We start from the raw sequence: 15894 nt of genomic DNA on the forward strand, positions 1-15894 counted from the left end.
AAAATGAAAATCAAAATAACAGCGGCAATATTAATGAGCATGCTTTTTACGATATCATGTACCAATTTAAATGAAGATTTATATGATAAAGTTGAAGATGGAAATTTTGGAAACACTCCAAAAGAAGTTGATGCATTAGTTGGCGGAGCTTATTCCTCCTTAAGAGGGTTTGCAGATGGAATCTCTAATAATTATCCAACCTCTGAGTATGTGTTCTTTTTAAACGAAACCGTATCAGACGAAGCCACAATCCCAACAAGAGGTACAAACTGGTACGATGGCGGTCAATATCAGGATGCACAAAAACATACCTGGAAAACAGATAATCGTTTGATCCTTTCGGCTTGGCGTTACAATTATACCGGAATCGCCAAGATCAATTCGATCATTTATCAGGTAGATAAATCATCTTTGACAGATGCGGCAAAAGCACCAATTTATGCAGAGTTAAAAGCATTAAGAGCTTATTATTACTATAATCTTCTGGATTTATTTGGTAATGTGCCAATTGTAGTAAATTTTGAAGACACCTCTTTGCCATCAAATTCTACCAGAAAGCAAGTATATGATTTTGTTGAAAAAGAATTACTGGATGCTATTCCGCATTTAAATTCAAGTATTGTGTATTCTAAATTTACAAAAAACGTAGCCTATTCTTTATTAGCGAGATTGTATCTAAACTCAGAAGCTTTTATTGGTACAGCGCGTTGGCAGGATTGCATCAATATGTGCCAGAAAGTTACAGGTTATACTTTAACGCCTGACTTTTTTGCCAATTTTGCGACACAAAACGAAAAGTCACCAGAGATAATATTTGCAATTCCTTACGATCAAAAAGCAGGAACAGTAGGTAATTATATGAACTCAATGTCTTGTCATTACCTGCACAAACTGACTATTTCTGCCGGAGGAAATGACTATCCGTGGAGTGCGAACGGAATGTGTGCACAACCCGGGGTTTACTCGGCTTTTGCTGAAACAGATAAAAGAAGAAAATGTATGGTTGCGGGCGACCAAATTAATCTGGCTACAGGTCAGGTTATTGTAATGGATAACGGGGAACCGCTTACTTATACAGAAGAAGTGACAAGTGTTGCTGACGCCAAAGAAAATCAGGGAGTTCGTTTAGGAAAATACGAAATGAAAGCCGGAGAACAATGGGAACGTGATCACGATTTTGTCTTGATTCGTTATGCTGAAATTTTAATGATGCAAGCCGAATGTTACGTTCGCTTAGGATCTGCAGATTTGGCAAAACCTTTTTTACAACAAATTACAGCACGTGCCGGAGAAGAAATGCCTGCAACAATCGATCTTAATTTTATAGATAAAGAATTGCTTAAGGAATTTACTTTTGAAGGAAGAAGAAGAACTGATAACATTCGTTTTGGAACATTCTTTCAATCCTGGTGGGAAAAAGGACCAACGGAGAAATACAGGGCTATTTTCCCAATCCCGAGCACCGTTTTAACGACCAATAAAAACCTGGTACAGAATCCTGGGTATTAGGTTATTGAATGTCAGTCTTCTATGTTGGTTAGTCGTAGAAGGCTGACATATTTTTAAATATATTTAATTCAACAGAGCTGTATTTGTGAAAAAAATATTTAACACATAGAAACATAGAATTTTTTTATTTACAAAATAGAATGGAAAAAGAAACTCATTTCTTACACATAGCTATGTTTGTTCATGCAAGTGAAACGCCTTTTTTCTAAGTTTTAAAAGCTATGTGTCTATGTGTTAAAATGATTAAAAAAAAATGTTTCATGCAGATTTTACAGATTAAAGCAGATCCAATTTAGATTTAGTTATAATTAATCTGCGCGAAATAATAGAATCACACTGTTAGGAAATAAAATAAGAAATCCTTTTTAATCCTGTAATCAGTGGCAAAAAAAGAAGAATATCACAAGCCAGTCATAAAGTAAATTATACATCAATATGAAAAGATCTATCACATTATTGTTTTTTGGGATCCTGAATATTTTAGTCGCCACAAGTTGCAGCAGCGATGACAAAAATTCTGATAAACCTACAGAACCGGAAACAATTGAACCTATTGCGATTGAAAAAACAAATAGCACCAAAATTTATGTTCATTATATGCCTTGGTTTGAAACCAATGAAAGTAGTGCCGATAAAAAATGGGGATATCACTGGACAATGGCCAACAAAAATCCAAACAACATTGGCGCAAACAATCGCAGGGAAATTGCGTCTTATTATTATCCGCTAATTGGTCCTTATCATTCAGGCGATAAAAATGTGATCGAAAATCATTTACTATTGATGAAATATTCAGGAATCGATGGTCTTTTGATCGATTGGTATGGCACTTTTGATGTAAACGATTATCGAATGGTAAAAGAAAATACAGAAGAGCTTATCGCCATGCTCGACAAAGTAGGATTAGAATATGCAATTGTTTACGAAGATCGATTTTTGCCAAATGTCGTAAATGCAGGAAAAGCAATTTCGGTTACCGGAGCTGCAAAAACCGATTTAGCCTATTTGCAGAATAATTATTTTGATGATAAAAATTATATCAAAATAAACGGAAAACCATTGCTGCTTAATTTTGGACCAATTGTATTGCAAACACCTGCCGAATGGACAAACGTTTTTAATACGCTGACCACAAAACCTACTTTTTTAACCCTTTGGAATGAATCTGCAGATGCAGGAGATAATGCCTCCGGAGAATATGCGTGGGTTTATAAAAACAATAGCTATCTGACTAATTTCTATACCAATAACAAACCAAAATCAGCTGTTGCAATGGGAAGTGCTTATCCGGGTTTTAAAGATTTTTATGCCGAAGGTGGAGGCGGAGCTGCAATAGGATGGACAATAGAACACAATAGCGGAGCAACGCTTGATGAAACACTTTCTCTGGCTAAAAATGCGAATTTAAATTACCTGCAACTCATTACCTGGAATGACTTTGGAGAAGGAACAATGTTCGAACCAACAGCAGAATTTGGTTATACTTATATTGAAAAAGTAAAAGCATTTGCGGGCGTAAAAAGCACCGAAAGTGTTTTTCCGGATATAAGTGCAATGTATAATCTGCGAATACAAAAGAAAGGCAATGCCGATGCCCAGAAAAAATTAGATCAGGCTTTTAATTATTTTGTTTCCATGCAGCCTGCAAAAGCAAAACAGTTACTAAACGAAATTAAATAAGAGTTGTAATTAATACAATTAAATAATGAAAAACATAAAATATAGATACTGTCTAATTGCTTTAGCATCAATTTTACTATTTGCCTGCAGTACTAAAAAAACATACAAAATAAGTTCTCCCGGAAAAAATGCCGAATTAATTTTTGAGTTAACTCCTTCAGGTCAGCCTCAATATAGTTTTGCAGCAAACGGAAAATCAGTTATAGAACCATCATTGCTGGGATTTGAGTTTAAAGGAATCCAGAAAATGACAGAAGGTTTTGAAGTGGTTTCCACCGAAGAAAAAACAGCAGATGAAACATGGGAACAACCTTGGGGTGAATTTAAAAAAGTAAGAGATCACCACAACGAATTAATTGTTCATTTGAAAGAATCAAAAGGAGAAGAACGTCTGGTAGATATTATTTTCAGGATTTTTGATGATGGGGTAGGTTTTAGATATGAATTTCCAAAACAGCCAAATTTAAATAAAGTCGAAATATCAAATGAGATTACCCAGTTTACTTTTAAATCTGAAAATGATGTTTGGTGGATTCCCGTACATCGCGAAAACAGTTATTACGAAAGTACGTATCGCAAAACAGCTGTTAGCAAAACAGATACCATAAATACACCGGCAACTTTTGAAACTAAAGAAAAATTATTTGTGGCGATTCACGAAGCCAATTTAACTGATTTTACTTCAATGACGTTATTAAAAGTAAATAATAAACAATACAAAAGCGAATTGGTGCCTTGGGCAAATGGAGTAAAAGTATATGCAGAAACTCCGTTTAAAACACCATGGAGAACAATTATAGTAGGTAAAACTCCCGGAGATGTGGCGACATCTACGATTATGCTGAATCTAAATGAACCTTCAAAAATTGAAGATCTTTCCTGGATTACGCCTTCAAAATATATAGGAATCTGGTGGGGAATGCATCTTGAAAAATACACTTGGGGACAAGGACCCAAACATGGAGCGACGACTAAAAACACAAAAGAATATATAGATTTTGCAGCAAAAAACAATTTCGACGGTGTTCTTGTAGAAGGCTGGAACGAAGGTTGGGATGGCGACTGGACGGCTGATGGATCATCGTTTAGTTTTGTAAAAGCATATCCTGATTTTAATCTGGAAGAAATTACAAAATATGCCGCTATTAAAAATGTTCGTTTAATTGGACATCACGAAACTGCGGGTGCGACCAAACATTATGAAAGCCAGTTAGAAGATGCTTTTAAACTGTATCAGAAAATGGGTGTAAATACCGTAAAAACCGGTTATGTAAACAAATATTTAGATAAAAAAGAATGGCACGACAGTCAATATGGAGCACGTCATTACAGAAAAGTAATGGAAACTGCAGCTAAATATCATATCATGATCGACAATCATGAACCTATAAAAGGAACTGGATTACAGCGTACTTATCCCAACTTTATGTCGCAGGAAGGCGGAAGAGGGCAAGAGTACAACGCATGGTCTGTTGATGGCGGAAACACACCGGAACATTTAACCACTTTGCCTTTTACCAGAATGCTTTCAGGACCATTTGATTATACACCGGGGAATTTTAATTTTGATTATAAAACACCATCCGGAGCCAGAGTTCAAACGACTTTAGCAAACCAACTGGCATTGTACGTTATTATTTTTAGCCCCTTGCAAATGGCTTCAGATTTGCCGGAGAATTATGTAGATAAACCGGAATTTCAGTTTATAAAAGATGTTCCGTGCAATTGGTCAGATACTAAAGTTCTGGATTCTAAAATAGGAGAATATACGACAATTGTGCGTAAAGACTGGGATGATAAAAACTGGTATTTGGGATCTATTACAAACAGTTCTGCAAGAGATCTTAAAGTAGATTTATCATTTTTAGATAAAGGAAAAGAATACGAAGCCGAAATTTATGCAGATGGAGCAGGAGCAAATTACAAGACAAATCCATATCCGGTGACAATTTCAAAACAAAAAGTAAATAGTAAAACGATACTGGATCTTAAGTTGGCAGCTGGAGGAGGAACAGCTATAAAATTTACCCCAATACAAAAATAAGTTAGTTCGTTTATTTTGAGTTAAGTTTAAGTTTGAGTTTTGACCAATAAACCCGATGTCCTGAAAAAGATATCGGGTTTGTTATTTTATTATTTCAAGTTTAAAGTTTCAGGTTTCAAGTTTATGACGAAGACCTTTTCAACTTAGAGCCTTAGTAACTCAGAACCTTAGCACCTTCAAAAAAAAATCAACGCTTGTTATAATTAATATGTCCGCCAAAAGTATATGCTGCGGCTAAAGTTGGACCGTTATATCCCCATTTTAAAAAACCATTGAGTCTGTTTTCTACAGCATCTACTTTAAAGTTAAGTCCGGTATATCCGGCAGTAAGGCTAAAGTTTTTGTGTACATTGTATAAAAGAGAAAGATTATAGCTGATAATTCGTCCGTCGATATCATCGATTTTCAGGGCGAGATAATTAGCATTTACATACAATCCAAAACGTTTTGTTAGTACAAATTCACCCCAGATTCCAACATCTGGCAAAGGAGCGGTGAAATTAAAATTATCTTTATATTCAGCACTTGCCTGATTAGCATTAACGCGTAAACCCACATCTGTAAAAAGTACATGTGCACCAATTAATAAACCGGCTTGATACTTTGGCTTTGCTAAAAAAGCATAGCCATAGGCAATTCTCGCAATCTGAACATCAAAAAAGGCCGTTACACTGGTGTTTATATTATACGTATGTTCTCCAAAAGTAATCTCTTTTTGAAGCGTTTTTGTAGAACTTCTGTCTAATGAGAAATATTCAAAACCTAATCTGGATCTTTTTGAAATACGCCAGTCAAATGTTGCCATAAAAGAAACACTTGATTTCGAAAACCCCAAATCGTCTTCAAGGTCTATTTTGGTACCTCTGTTTCCGTTATTTGTTCCCACTTCGATTTCAGTATTATTAACAGGGAAAAAAGCTCCGGCAGTTACTCTAAAACGTCTGTCATGCCATGGTAAATCAGTTGCGTCGTAATCCTGAAAGTCTTCTGAAACATCACTTTGTAAAGCCGGGAGAGATTTATCCAGTGGAATTTCAGCAGTAACCTGGGCCTGAATTGTCAAGGAAAAAAGGGAAACTATCAAAAAATAAAATAATTTTTTCATGAGACTTATTTTTAGATTTATTGATAAATTTTTAACAATTAAAGTTAACAAAAAAATCATTCATTTCTGTTTTTTGATTCCTTTATTTAATTAAAAATATCTGAATATCAATAAATTATGTATTTTGTTAAAATTAGTTGACATGTCACTCTTTTTTGTAATTTTGTTTTATGAAAGAAACAGAAACAGATTTAAATGCATATAAACAGGAGATGTCAGAGAGTTTTTTCTTTCAGATTCACCGTATAAAACGTGCTATCTTTCGTCATACCAATGCATTAATGAACGAAGCGGGTATTACTTTACAATTAGAACAACTCCCGTTGATTATGATTCTACAAAATAAAAGTCGTTCGCAAAGAGAACTTTCGGATGTTACAATGCGGGACAAATCGTCTATTTTAAGAAGTATAAATGCCTTAGAAAAAAAGGATTTGGTTGTGGTTAAAAAGGATAAAAGCGACAAGCGAAAAAATATTGTAAGTCTTACAGAAGAAGGAATTGATTTGGCAAAAAATATTAGAATTTTAATGAAGAGGGCAGAAGATGAGGTTTTGGCTGTTTTCTCAGTCAAAGAAAGAGCAGAAGCTTTAGAAACAATCAAAGGTTACGCCGATAAATTAGATACGCTTTAATTAATAAAAAAAAAGGTTGCCACAAATTTCACAAATTATCCCGAATCTTTACTTACGGCATAAATAAGCAGAAAACGAATTAGTGAAATTAGTGAAATTGGTGTAATTAGTGGCTAAAGAATTGAATAAAAAAAGGTTGCCACAAATTTCACAAATTATCCCGAATTTTTACTTACAGCATAAATAAGCAGGAAATGAATTAGTGAAATTGGTGTAATTATTGGCTAAAGAATTGAATAAAAAAAGGTTGCCACAAATTTCACAAATTATACCGAATCTTTACTTATGGCATAAATAAGCAGAAAACGAATTAGTGAAATTGGTATAATTAATTGCTAAAGAATTGAATAAAAAAAGGTTGCCACAAATTTCACAAATTATCCTGAATATTTACTTCCTGCAAGAATAAGCAGAAACTGAATTAGTGAAATTTGTGTAATTAGTGGCTAAAGAAAAATTTACAAAATGAACAAAAACGAATTATTAGAAGGTCCAATACTTTCTTCATTATTAAAATTGGCAGTTCCTATTATGATTGCCAATTTGCTACAAGCCGCATATCAATTAGTAGATGCTTTTTGGGTTGGTCGTTTAGGCGGAGACGCTGTCGCAGCGGTATCTGTAAGTACACCCGTAATTTTCCTGACGATTGCTCTGGGAACTGGGCTTGCAATTGCCGGATCGATACTTATTGCACAATATTTTGGAGCAGGACAACAAGAAATGGTCAATCATGTGGCGGCACAAACCTTACTGATGGTAATTTCGGCTTCGATCGTTTTATCGATTATTGGATATTTTCTAAGTCCGTATTTCCTGCAAATTTTAAAGGTCACTCCTGAAGTTTATAAAGATGCTTTGGGCTTTATGCAAATTGCATTTATCGGTCTGGTTTTTAGTTTTAGTTTCATGATTTTTCAATCGGTAATGCGAGGCGTTGGTCGTGTTACTTTACCGGTTTATATTGTATTGGGAACAGTAATTCTGAATTTTGCGTTAGATCCGCTGTTTATTTTTGGGTGGAAATTTATTCCGGCAATGGGCGTAAAAGGAGCAGCTTTGGCTACTTTATCGACTCAGAGTTTGGCGATTATAATAGGATTTGCTATTTTATTTAGAGGTAAACATGGAATTCACTTGCAGCTAAAAGATTTTAAACCGGATTTTAAGCATATTAAAAAAGCGTTCAAAATTGGTTTTCCTTCCTCTATCGAGCAATCCATGCGTGCAGTTGGATTAACTGCGATTACTTTTTTGATTGTACATTTTGGAACTACAACTGTGGCTTCTTACGGAGCAGGTTCAAATTTGATTCAGCTTGTAATGATTCCGGCTTTGGGACTTTCTATGGCGATTGCAACTTTGGTAGGACAAAATATTGGCGCTGGAAATATGCTTCGTGCCGGAAAAATAGCAAAATTAGGCGCGTATTTAGGTTTTGGATTATTAACCGGAATTGGCTTAATTGCTTACGCTTTTGCGCCACATTTAATTGCTTTTTTCGTGCCAAACGAACCTTCTGTAATTGCAGGCGGAACAACTTTTTTAAGAATCACTTGTCTTTCCTGGGGATTTTTAGGACTTCAGATGTGTTTGTTAGGTGTTTTTAGAGCGGTTGGTAATACAACATTGCCTATGATTTTGACACTGGTTTCGCAATGGGTTTTACAATTTCCGCTGGCGTATATTTTATCACATAATACCTCTTTGGGACCAATTGGTATTTGGTGGGCTTTTCCAATTTCGACTGTTATAACTGCAATAGTGACGATGCTTATTTATGCCAAAGGCGACTGGAAAAAAGAAAGATTATCCGGTAAAACAAATAAACTGATTGATAAAGTCGAAAAAGAAATTGTAAAAGAAGGATTTGAATTGAAATAGATTTCAGGTTACTAAAATGAAATAAAAAAGTAGAGACGCACAGCAGTGCGTCTTTTTTTTGTGAAATACAATCACAATATTTTTGCAATAGATCTAGCGGAAACCTAAAGTCGCGTGAGGGATAGAAGCTGGCTACCGAAGTAGCGCGGATAGCCCGACAGCATGCCAATAAAAGGGCGAATAAGCGCAAAGTATTTTTGCCCTTTTATTGGGATGGTGGCACGCCCAAATGATCAATTGATTTTTTGATATGTTATTGATTTTTAAATCTGATTTGTTATATTTGAAAGTAAATTCTCAAAACAAAACATGGATAAAAAATTAAAACAATACTTTGTAAAATCTTTCGTAGTGTTATTATTGATTCATTTAGGCTATTTTTTATATGGCTTTTTCATGTTCGAAGGAATCGCAAATACCAATAGTTATTTTGAGTTTTACAGGTTTAAGTTTTATGATGATGTATCTATTTCGCACTTTTTTATAACGGGTTTATTTTTGCTTTTCTTCTTGATATTCTTGCTGAGAAACTATTACGATCATAATTATTCTCACCTTAAAGCAATTAAAATTAGCTTTATACTGTTATTAATTTCCTTTTTGAGCTTGTCATTTTTTGTGAGTTATAGTTTTGGTTTAAATGCAAAGCTGAGGTCAGAATTGCCTGAATCTGATTTTAATAAGGACAAAACCCTTTTGAATGTTCTAAATCCGTTTTTGTATAATTATACATCTTATAGTTCTGAGAAGTTATTTAACCCGGTAAATGTTTTATACCCAAAACCTTATCCGATTATTGAGGTTGCAGATAGTACTTTTAATGGTCAATATTATGAAGTTAATCGTGAATATTACAGCATTGATACGTTAAGGGTTTTAACGACTGATTTGTATAAAATTTCGAATTCGATTTTATATAAAATAGGGTTTGATCAAAAAGAAATTACGGAGAGAATAATCAGGAAAAATATCATAAAAGACAGTACCGAACTTATATACAAAGGCATGCAGGTTCATCCTGATTATGATGATGATATTTGCATATTTCTGGAAAACAAAGAATTATTTAGTGCTATAGATGGAATTCCAATAGCCAAACAACAATATAGTAATGCCGTAAAAAGGTATAAATTATTGTATCAGTTTAAGAAAGATTCCTTACAAACCAACTTTCAGAGATTAGATACTTTATTAAAAAAATACAAAATACAGACTTATTTGAATCCTAAAGATTTAACTAAAGATGTTGAATTGTATAAAAATACCGATAAATCGCTGAACGAGATTAGAAATAATTTTGACAGGGAAGCTTTGACAGAAAAATTTGCCATGCTTAACAGATTGTTTTATGAACCCAATTATCTTCACCCATCAATTATTGAGATATTTTTTGGCGTAATAAGTATCGTTTGGTTGCTTCTGTTCCTGATTTATGTATTGTTTAATTACAGAAAAAAAACAAGAGCAAGTCAAAATTAATTTTTGAAATTTAAACCCGGTTATAATCGGCTCTCCAGTGTACGATTGCTTTTTTAATGGCATCGCCTGTCAGATTGTTTTTTAGCGCATCTTCAAGAAGCGGTAATAATTCATCGTCTGGCGCAAAGCGTAAAGCAAATATTTGATCATCTGTTAGTTTGTATTCAAATTCTTCAAATCTTTTTCCGGTCAGGGTAAAATAACGGTAACGGAGTTCGAGCCTTACAATGCGGTTTTGAAGAATTAGCGCATAATGCTGACGTAACATAAAGGCAAGGCAAAACAAGAATATAAAACCAACGCTTATAAAAGCCCAAATTAATGTATCGTTTGTAGTAAAAGCAAAGTAAATACTTGCGGCTAAGAAAATTGTTAAAACAGGGTAGTAGACAAAATGATGCGGATTATAAAATCGTATATGATTGTAATAGGTTTGAATTTTCATAACTTTTTTGTTTTTTTATTGGGGGATTAAAAAACAAAAGCTACCCTAAAAAAATAGAATAGCTTTTTTTCCAAAAATAAACTAACATAACCAATGTTCTCTTTATAATTAAACTTATTCAAAGTTCTCTTAGTAATATCTATATTTTAAAAAAAGCCTCAATTTCATGATTATCCTTTTTCATGGCTTTAATTTGATATAGTAAAATTAGTTAGATTGTAGGATTTTATGTTATATTTTAAAATACAAATGTTATAAAATTTCAATATCTGTTATAAATAACTAGCAATGATCTTCCATTCGTCTAATTTAGATTGGTAACTTTTACTGGCATTCGCCGGACTTGTAGAGGGTAAAGTTATAAGTTGATAAGGATTTTCTAAATGAACATACTTCTTGAAAAATGCTGCTGCTTTTTGTCCGTTGAATGCTATTGTTTTGATATTTGGATGTTGTTTTAAAAAAGTTTCAAAATCATTTGCGATCTCGTTTTTTATAGCACTGTCTAAACTGCCAACCCTGTCACAAAATTGAAGAACATCCCACACGGCAATTTTGTTTTTTTGCAAAAGGGCTTTTCTTGTTTCATAATCTTTCGTGAAATCTTCTTTAAGAATTGTAAACATAAATTTCCAGAAATTATTCTGGTTGTGACCATAATATTGATTTAGTTCTAATGACTTTGTTCCCGGCATTGTGCCCAGAATCAAAATGTTAGCGTCATTATTAGATATAGGTGAGAATGAAAAACTTTTCATGAAGCATTGAATTTGTAATACAGGAAGGTAATAATTTTAAATGTTAAAATCATAATGCAGAAGTAATTATAAAACAATTTCGAAAAATTATATAACATTTTTCCTGCATCATTGGGCGAACTTTGAACCGTAGATTTTATAAATCCGTTACCACAAAACGGACTTTGTTTTTTTATAAATCTATATAAAATAAAGTAGAATTTAAATCCTTGCAAAATGAAAATAGTTACTATAAATACAGAAAAAACTCAAAATATTTTTGAAGAGTTAAATACAAACTTTGGAGGAAAGGTAACTTTTGATTTAGACGAGTATACGCTTGAAATTAATAATAGTTTTGCAAAAGGATCGATTATTGGTGCCTCTTTCAACGATAATATATCATATGTGCAGTTCGACATGACTTTTTCTGTAGATGTTCGAATGGATATTATAAATGTAAAATCGTCACCAATATATTTTGCTTATTGTTCTAAAGGAAATTTATCACACAGTTTTGGTGCTACAGGCGAAGAAAGATCTTTTAAGACTTTTCAGACTGCGATTGTAACTTCAAAAGAAAGTCAGGATAATATTTTGTTTTTTGAAAAGAATATGAACACAAAATTTACTCTGATTATTGTGGGAACGCAAAATTCCGTACAAGACCAAATGCATTCCTTAAATCAAAAAGTAAAAGAAACTTTCTTTGAAGATAATGTTGCTCAGGATTTCTTTTATGTAGGTTCTTATAATTTGAAAATTGCAGAAAAAATAGAACAATTAAATGCCGTTACACAAACCGGAATCGTTAGAAATCTTTTGAAAGAAGGAATTCTAAGAATTATTCTGGCAATGGAAATCCAACAACATACAGACGATCAATGCGCCTTCTCTAAAGATACAAACTGTTTGACTTTAAGAGAAATGGAAGAAATCAAAGAGCTTTCTGAAGCTATAAAAGCCAATCCGGAAGAAGCTTTTACTATTAAATCGTTAAGCAAAAAATCAGGTTTATCGCCAAACAAACTACAAGAAGGTTTTAAACTGATTCACAATAGAACCGTAAATGATTATATCACCCATATGAGGGTTTTAAAAGCCGAAATTCTAATCAGAACTTCCGACTTAAACATCTCAGAAATTGTTTACTGTATTGGTTTTACCAGTAGAAGTTACTTTTCGAAAATATTCAAACAAAAATTCAACTGCAGTCCAAAAGAATATAAATTCAATTTGAATCCGTTGGCAATAACAGCTTAGTTTTTAAGTTGCTAAGGTAATATCCCGAAGCTTCGGGACTGAGTTACTAAGTTTTTTAGATTTAAGGAGCAAAAGATATAAGGCAACAAAGGTTTCCTGTAGAGGCGCACAGTAGTGCGTCTTTTTTTTGTATTTAATTTTTTTAGGAGTTATTTCCTGCTATTCGCTTGTATCTTTTTATTTTTAAAGAAAAAATAAAAAGGATACCGCTGCTATCAGGGCTAGGGCTCTCGTTTTTATAAGATATTTTTTGAATTTTAATGAGTTTAGTAAAAGAACCTTTGTCCCTTTGCAACTCTGTCCCTTTGAACCTTTCAAAAAAATTATTTGCTCACAAATAATTTTTTAAATACATTTGCATAACTAATTATGTAATTAATTATATATGGAATTTTATAACAAAGTAGGTAAAGTGGCTTTAGGAAGTCGTTTACGCTTAATGACAGCAATTATTACTGATGATGCTGCAAAAATATACGAATCATATGGTATGAATTTTATGCCAAAATGGTTTCCGGTTTTTTATACCCTGATGGAAGAAAAGGAAATTACCATAACAGAAATCGCTGTTCAAATTGGTCATTCGCAACCATCTGTAAGCAAGATTGTTCAGGAAATGATTGCTGCCGGATTGATAGAAGAAAGACTAAAAAGCAATGATAAACGCAGGAATATCGTAGGTTTGACCTCTCAGGGACTGGAATTTGCTGAAGAACTCAAATTGCAACTAAAAGATGTTGAAGCGGCAGTTGATGGTTTAATAGCTGATTCTACACACAATCTTTGGGCTGCACTTGAGGAATGGGAATTTTTACTAGAGCAAAAAAGTTTGTTTAAAAGAGTCAACGAAGAAAAGAAAAAACGCGAAAGCCACGATGTGCAAATCATAGATTTTGAACCTCAATATCTTGACGCCTTTAAAGCATTAAACGTAGAATGGATTTCGACTTATTTCGAAATGGAAGAAGCAGATTATAAAGCGCTGGATAATCCTCAGGAATATATTCTGGACAAAGGCGGGAAAATTTTTGTGGCTTTATATCGCAACGAACCTGTGGGAGTTTGTGCGCTTATAAAAATGAAGAATTCAAATTATGATTTTGAAATGGCAAAAATGGCTGTTTCACCAAAAGCACAAGGTAAAAATATTGGCTTTTTATTGGGTCAGGCAATAGTAAATAGTGCAAAGGAAATGGGAGCAGATAAAATATATCTGGAAAGTAATACAATCTTAAAACCGGCGATTAACCTGTATTACAAATTGGGTTTCCAGAAAGTATATGGCTTGGCAACGCCTTATAAACGCTGCAATATTCAGATGGAGTTGGTTTTATAGATTCTAAGGAACTAAGTTGCTAAGGTTCTAAGTTTTTTTACTTAGTAACTCAGAACCTTAGCAACTTAGCACCTTTCCTCAAAACCTTTCCTCAACGCCCAAAGCGATAATATTCCAGATCCTGATTCTTTTTATTATTAATCGAATCCATTATAGAATTCATTCCTATAACACTAAAAGTAATTCCGTTTCCTCCAAAACCCAGAACATAATGTTCATTTTTGTTGGGATCTGCTTTGCCAAAATAAGGTAAACCATCTTTGGTTTCTCCAAAAGTTCCAGCCCAGGAATAATCAAGTTTAAAATTAATTTTCGGAAATTTTTTCTTAAAGTGTCTTAACAGATATTGCTCTTTTTTATCTAAAAGTTTATCTCTTTTTTTAGCATCTTTAAAATCTTCATCGCCGCCGCCCATTATAATTCGGTTATCTGTAGTTATCCTAAAATAGAGATAAGGAGAAGAAGTATCCCAGAAAATGGCATTTTTAAAAGCAGTTGGTATCGCATCCAGACTTTCTGAGGCAATTACAAAAGTGCTTTTTAAGTCGACCACTTTCTCGGCTAATGTTTCGGTACTTTCGTAACCGCTGCAATGAACAATATGTTCTGCTGTAATAGTAAATTTGTTTTCAGTATGTGCTATAGATTTTCCTTTTTGATTTTGGATTGAGGTTACATTCGTGCGGTCAAAAACCTGCATTCCCTTTTTTTTACAGTAATGAATTAAATCATTAGCCAGTTTATACGGATCCATAACGGCCGCCGTTTGAGATTCTATCGCAGCAACTGCATTTAATCCCATTTTTTCAAGATGCCATCTTTCGAGCCAGTTTACATCAAATCCGTTCTCTTTCCGGCATTTATATTCGTTTCTTAAAAACGGAATATCCTTTTTTAAGGAGCAATAATAAATACTTTTTTTAAACTCGAACTGGCAGTCGCTTTTTATAGTGTCTATAATAGCCCGCAAATCAAAAATGGCTTTTTTTCCGCTTTTATAACTATCAACGGCACAATCTACTCCACGTATTTTTATCAGTTCATGCAGAGAAACGTCAATTTCATATTGAAGCAAAGCGGTACTTGCAGCAGTACTTCCGTTTGCAATGTCGCGACGGTCTACTAATATTACTTTCTTACCTTCAGTAATTAACTTGTAAGCTATTAAAGCTCCGGTTATTCCTCCTCCAATAATTAGAATTTCAGTAGATAGATCTGCATTTATAGACGGATAACTGTATTTCATGGCGCTTTTTAAGGGCCAAAAAGTTTCAGATGAGCGTAGTTTCATTTTTTAGTGATATTTCGAGTGCGTAATTTGGTTCTGTTTTTATCTTTACGTTCATGTAATTCATGTGCTTCTGCAATAGAGTGCGAGCTTCTGATGCTTTCGTCTTTCTTGGCAAGCTCACTAAGTCTGTGATAATATTTTTGTACGATAATCATTTCTTCTTCGGTCATACTTTCAATATCTACCAGACTATTACTAGAATATTCGTTTGAAGCTACTAACTCATTCAATTTTAACTGAATGGCAAGTGAATCTTTATTTTGCGCTTTCTGTATCAAAAAAACCATCAAAAAAGTAATAATTGTAGTTCCGGTATTAATAACCAGTTGCCAGGTTTCTGAGTAATCGAAAATAGGACCTGAAACTGCCCAAACCACAACAATTAAAAAAGCACCAATAAAAGCGGTCGTACTTCCGGCAGCTTTAGAGACATTAGTGGCAAATTTTTCAAAAGCACCGCTGCCTTTTGTTTTTTTTGTTTTCATT

The 15894-nt window shown here is 33.6% G+C and carries 13 protein-coding genes; 8 read left to right on the forward strand and 5 right to left on the reverse strand.

The features are described from left to right. Positions 1–3: 3 nt before the first annotated feature. The 3 genes from ASF10_RS21440 (at position 4) to ASF10_RS21450 (ending at position 5233) form a co-directional block, all read left to right on the forward strand. Positions 4–1509 carry a RagB/SusD family nutrient uptake outer membrane protein gene (locus tag ASF10_RS21440; RefSeq protein ID WP_056253997.1) on the forward strand — a complete coding sequence of 502 codons (1506 nt, stop codon included), beginning with the start codon at positions 4–6 and terminating at the stop codon, positions 1507–1509. 435 nt (positions 1510–1944) lie between these two features. Next, a complete protein-coding gene (locus ASF10_RS21445; RefSeq protein ID WP_056254000.1) occupies positions 1945–3189 on the forward strand; it encodes a glycoside hydrolase family 71/99-like protein in 1245 nt (414 codons plus the stop codon). A 25-nt stretch (positions 3190–3214) separates the two neighbouring features. Then, entirely contained in the window at positions 3215–5233 is a 2019-nt protein-coding gene (locus ASF10_RS21450; RefSeq protein WP_056254002.1) for a glycoside hydrolase family 97 protein, read from the forward strand. Between the two features lie 187 nt (positions 5234–5420). Here ASF10_RS21450 and ASF10_RS21455 read toward each other — a convergent pair whose 3' ends face one another. Next, complete coding sequence (locus ASF10_RS21455) at positions 5421–6338, reverse strand: hypothetical protein (RefSeq protein ID WP_056254324.1); 918 nt, start codon at positions 6336–6338, stop codon at positions 5421–5423. A 170-nt stretch (positions 6339–6508) separates the two neighbouring features. On the opposite strand from ASF10_RS21455, the gene ASF10_RS21460 reads away from it, so the two are divergent. The 3 genes from ASF10_RS21460 (at position 6509) to ASF10_RS21470 (ending at position 10336) form a co-directional block, all read left to right on the forward strand. After that, positions 6509–6973 (forward strand): MarR family winged helix-turn-helix transcriptional regulator, encoded by a 465-nt coding sequence (locus tag ASF10_RS21460; protein ID WP_056254006.1) that lies wholly within the window; start codon positions 6509–6511, stop codon positions 6971–6973. A 465-nt stretch (positions 6974–7438) separates the two neighbouring features. After that, the gene (locus tag ASF10_RS21465) at positions 7439–8857 is read left to right on the forward strand and encodes an MATE family efflux transporter (RefSeq protein ID WP_056254009.1); all 1419 of its coding nucleotides are present in this window, start codon (positions 7439–7441) and stop codon (positions 8855–8857) included. Positions 8858–9166: 309 nt separating this feature from the next. Then, positions 9167–10336, forward strand: a complete 1170-nt coding sequence (locus ASF10_RS21470; protein WP_056254010.1) for a hypothetical protein — start codon at positions 9167–9169, stop codon at positions 10334–10336. 10 nt (positions 10337–10346) lie between these two features. On the opposite strand, the gene ASF10_RS21475 is transcribed toward ASF10_RS21470, so the two are convergent. Beyond that, the gene (locus tag ASF10_RS21475; protein WP_056254013.1) at positions 10347–10781 is read right to left on the reverse strand and encodes a DUF6526 family protein; all 435 of its coding nucleotides are present in this window, start codon (positions 10779–10781) and stop codon (positions 10347–10349) included. Between the two features lie 272 nt (positions 10782–11053). After that, positions 11054–11539, reverse strand: a complete 486-nt coding sequence (locus tag ASF10_RS21480) for a DNA-deoxyinosine glycosylase (protein WP_056254016.1) — start codon at positions 11537–11539, stop codon at positions 11054–11056. A 216-nt stretch (positions 11540–11755) separates the two neighbouring features. Here ASF10_RS21480 and ASF10_RS21490 point away from each other — a divergent pair, with 216 nt between their 5' ends. Both ASF10_RS21490 and ASF10_RS21495 read left to right on the forward strand, forming a co-directional pair. After that, positions 11756–12781 carry a helix-turn-helix domain-containing protein gene (locus tag ASF10_RS21490; protein WP_056254020.1) on the forward strand — a complete coding sequence of 342 codons (1026 nt, stop codon included), beginning with the start codon at positions 11756–11758 and terminating at the stop codon, positions 12779–12781. Between the two features lie 385 nt (positions 12782–13166). Then, on the forward strand, positions 13167–14117 hold the full coding sequence (locus ASF10_RS21495) for a bifunctional helix-turn-helix transcriptional regulator/GNAT family N-acetyltransferase (RefSeq protein WP_056254022.1): 951 nt from the start codon (positions 13167–13169) through the stop codon (positions 14115–14117). Between the two features lie 91 nt (positions 14118–14208). On the opposite strand, the gene ASF10_RS21500 is transcribed toward ASF10_RS21495, so the two are convergent. Beyond that, on the reverse strand, positions 14209–15408 hold the full coding sequence (locus tag ASF10_RS21500) for an NAD(P)/FAD-dependent oxidoreductase (RefSeq protein ID WP_056254025.1): 1200 nt from the start codon (positions 15406–15408) through the stop codon (positions 14209–14211). After that, entirely contained in the window at positions 15405–15893 is a 489-nt protein-coding gene (locus ASF10_RS21505) for a low affinity iron permease family protein (RefSeq protein WP_056254030.1), read from the reverse strand. Before ASF10_RS21505 ends, ASF10_RS21500 begins: the two co-directional genes overlap by 4 nt. Between the last annotated feature and the right edge of the window lies 1 nt (position 15894).

Source organism: Flavobacterium sp. Leaf82, from assembly GCF_001422725.1.
Taxonomy (GTDB): Bacteria; Bacteroidota; Bacteroidia; order Flavobacteriales; family Flavobacteriaceae; genus Flavobacterium.

What these genes read in the sequence shown, in the direction of transcription:
- ASF10_RS21440 (WP_056253997.1), top strand. Translation starts at nt 4, where the DNA reads ATGAAAATCAAAATAACAGCGGCAATATTAATGAGCATGCTTTTTACG.
- ASF10_RS21445 (WP_056254000.1), top strand. Translation starts at nt 1,945, where the DNA reads ATGAAAAGATCTATCACATTATTGTTTTTTGGGATCCTGAATATTTTA.
- ASF10_RS21450 (WP_056254002.1), top strand. Translation starts at nt 3,215, where the DNA reads ATGAAAAACATAAAATATAGATACTGTCTAATTGCTTTAGCATCAATT.
- ASF10_RS21455 (WP_056254324.1), bottom strand. Translation starts at nt 6,338, where the DNA reads ATGAAAAAATTATTTTATTTTTTGATAGTTTCCCTTTTTTCCTTGACA.
- ASF10_RS21460 (WP_056254006.1), top strand. Translation starts at nt 6,509, where the DNA reads ATGAAAGAAACAGAAACAGATTTAAATGCATATAAACAGGAGATGTCA.
- ASF10_RS21465 (WP_056254009.1), top strand. Translation starts at nt 7,439, where the DNA reads ATGAACAAAAACGAATTATTAGAAGGTCCAATACTTTCTTCATTATTA.
- ASF10_RS21470 (WP_056254010.1), top strand. Translation starts at nt 9,167, where the DNA reads ATGGATAAAAAATTAAAACAATACTTTGTAAAATCTTTCGTAGTGTTA.
- ASF10_RS21475 (WP_056254013.1), bottom strand. Translation starts at nt 10,781, where the DNA reads ATGAAAATTCAAACCTATTACAATCATATACGATTTTATAATCCGCAT.
- ASF10_RS21480 (WP_056254016.1), bottom strand. Translation starts at nt 11,539, where the DNA reads ATGAAAAGTTTTTCATTCTCACCTATATCTAATAATGACGCTAACATT.
- ASF10_RS21490 (WP_056254020.1), top strand. Translation starts at nt 11,756, where the DNA reads ATGAAAATAGTTACTATAAATACAGAAAAAACTCAAAATATTTTTGAA.
- ASF10_RS21495 (WP_056254022.1), top strand. Translation starts at nt 13,167, where the DNA reads ATGGAATTTTATAACAAAGTAGGTAAAGTGGCTTTAGGAAGTCGTTTA.
- ASF10_RS21500 (WP_056254025.1), bottom strand. Translation starts at nt 15,408, where the DNA reads ATGAAACTACGCTCATCTGAAACTTTTTGGCCCTTAAAAAGCGCCATG.
- ASF10_RS21505 (WP_056254030.1), bottom strand. Translation starts at nt 15,893, where the DNA reads ATGAAAACAAAAAAAACAAAAGGCAGCGGTGCTTTTGAAAAATTTGCC.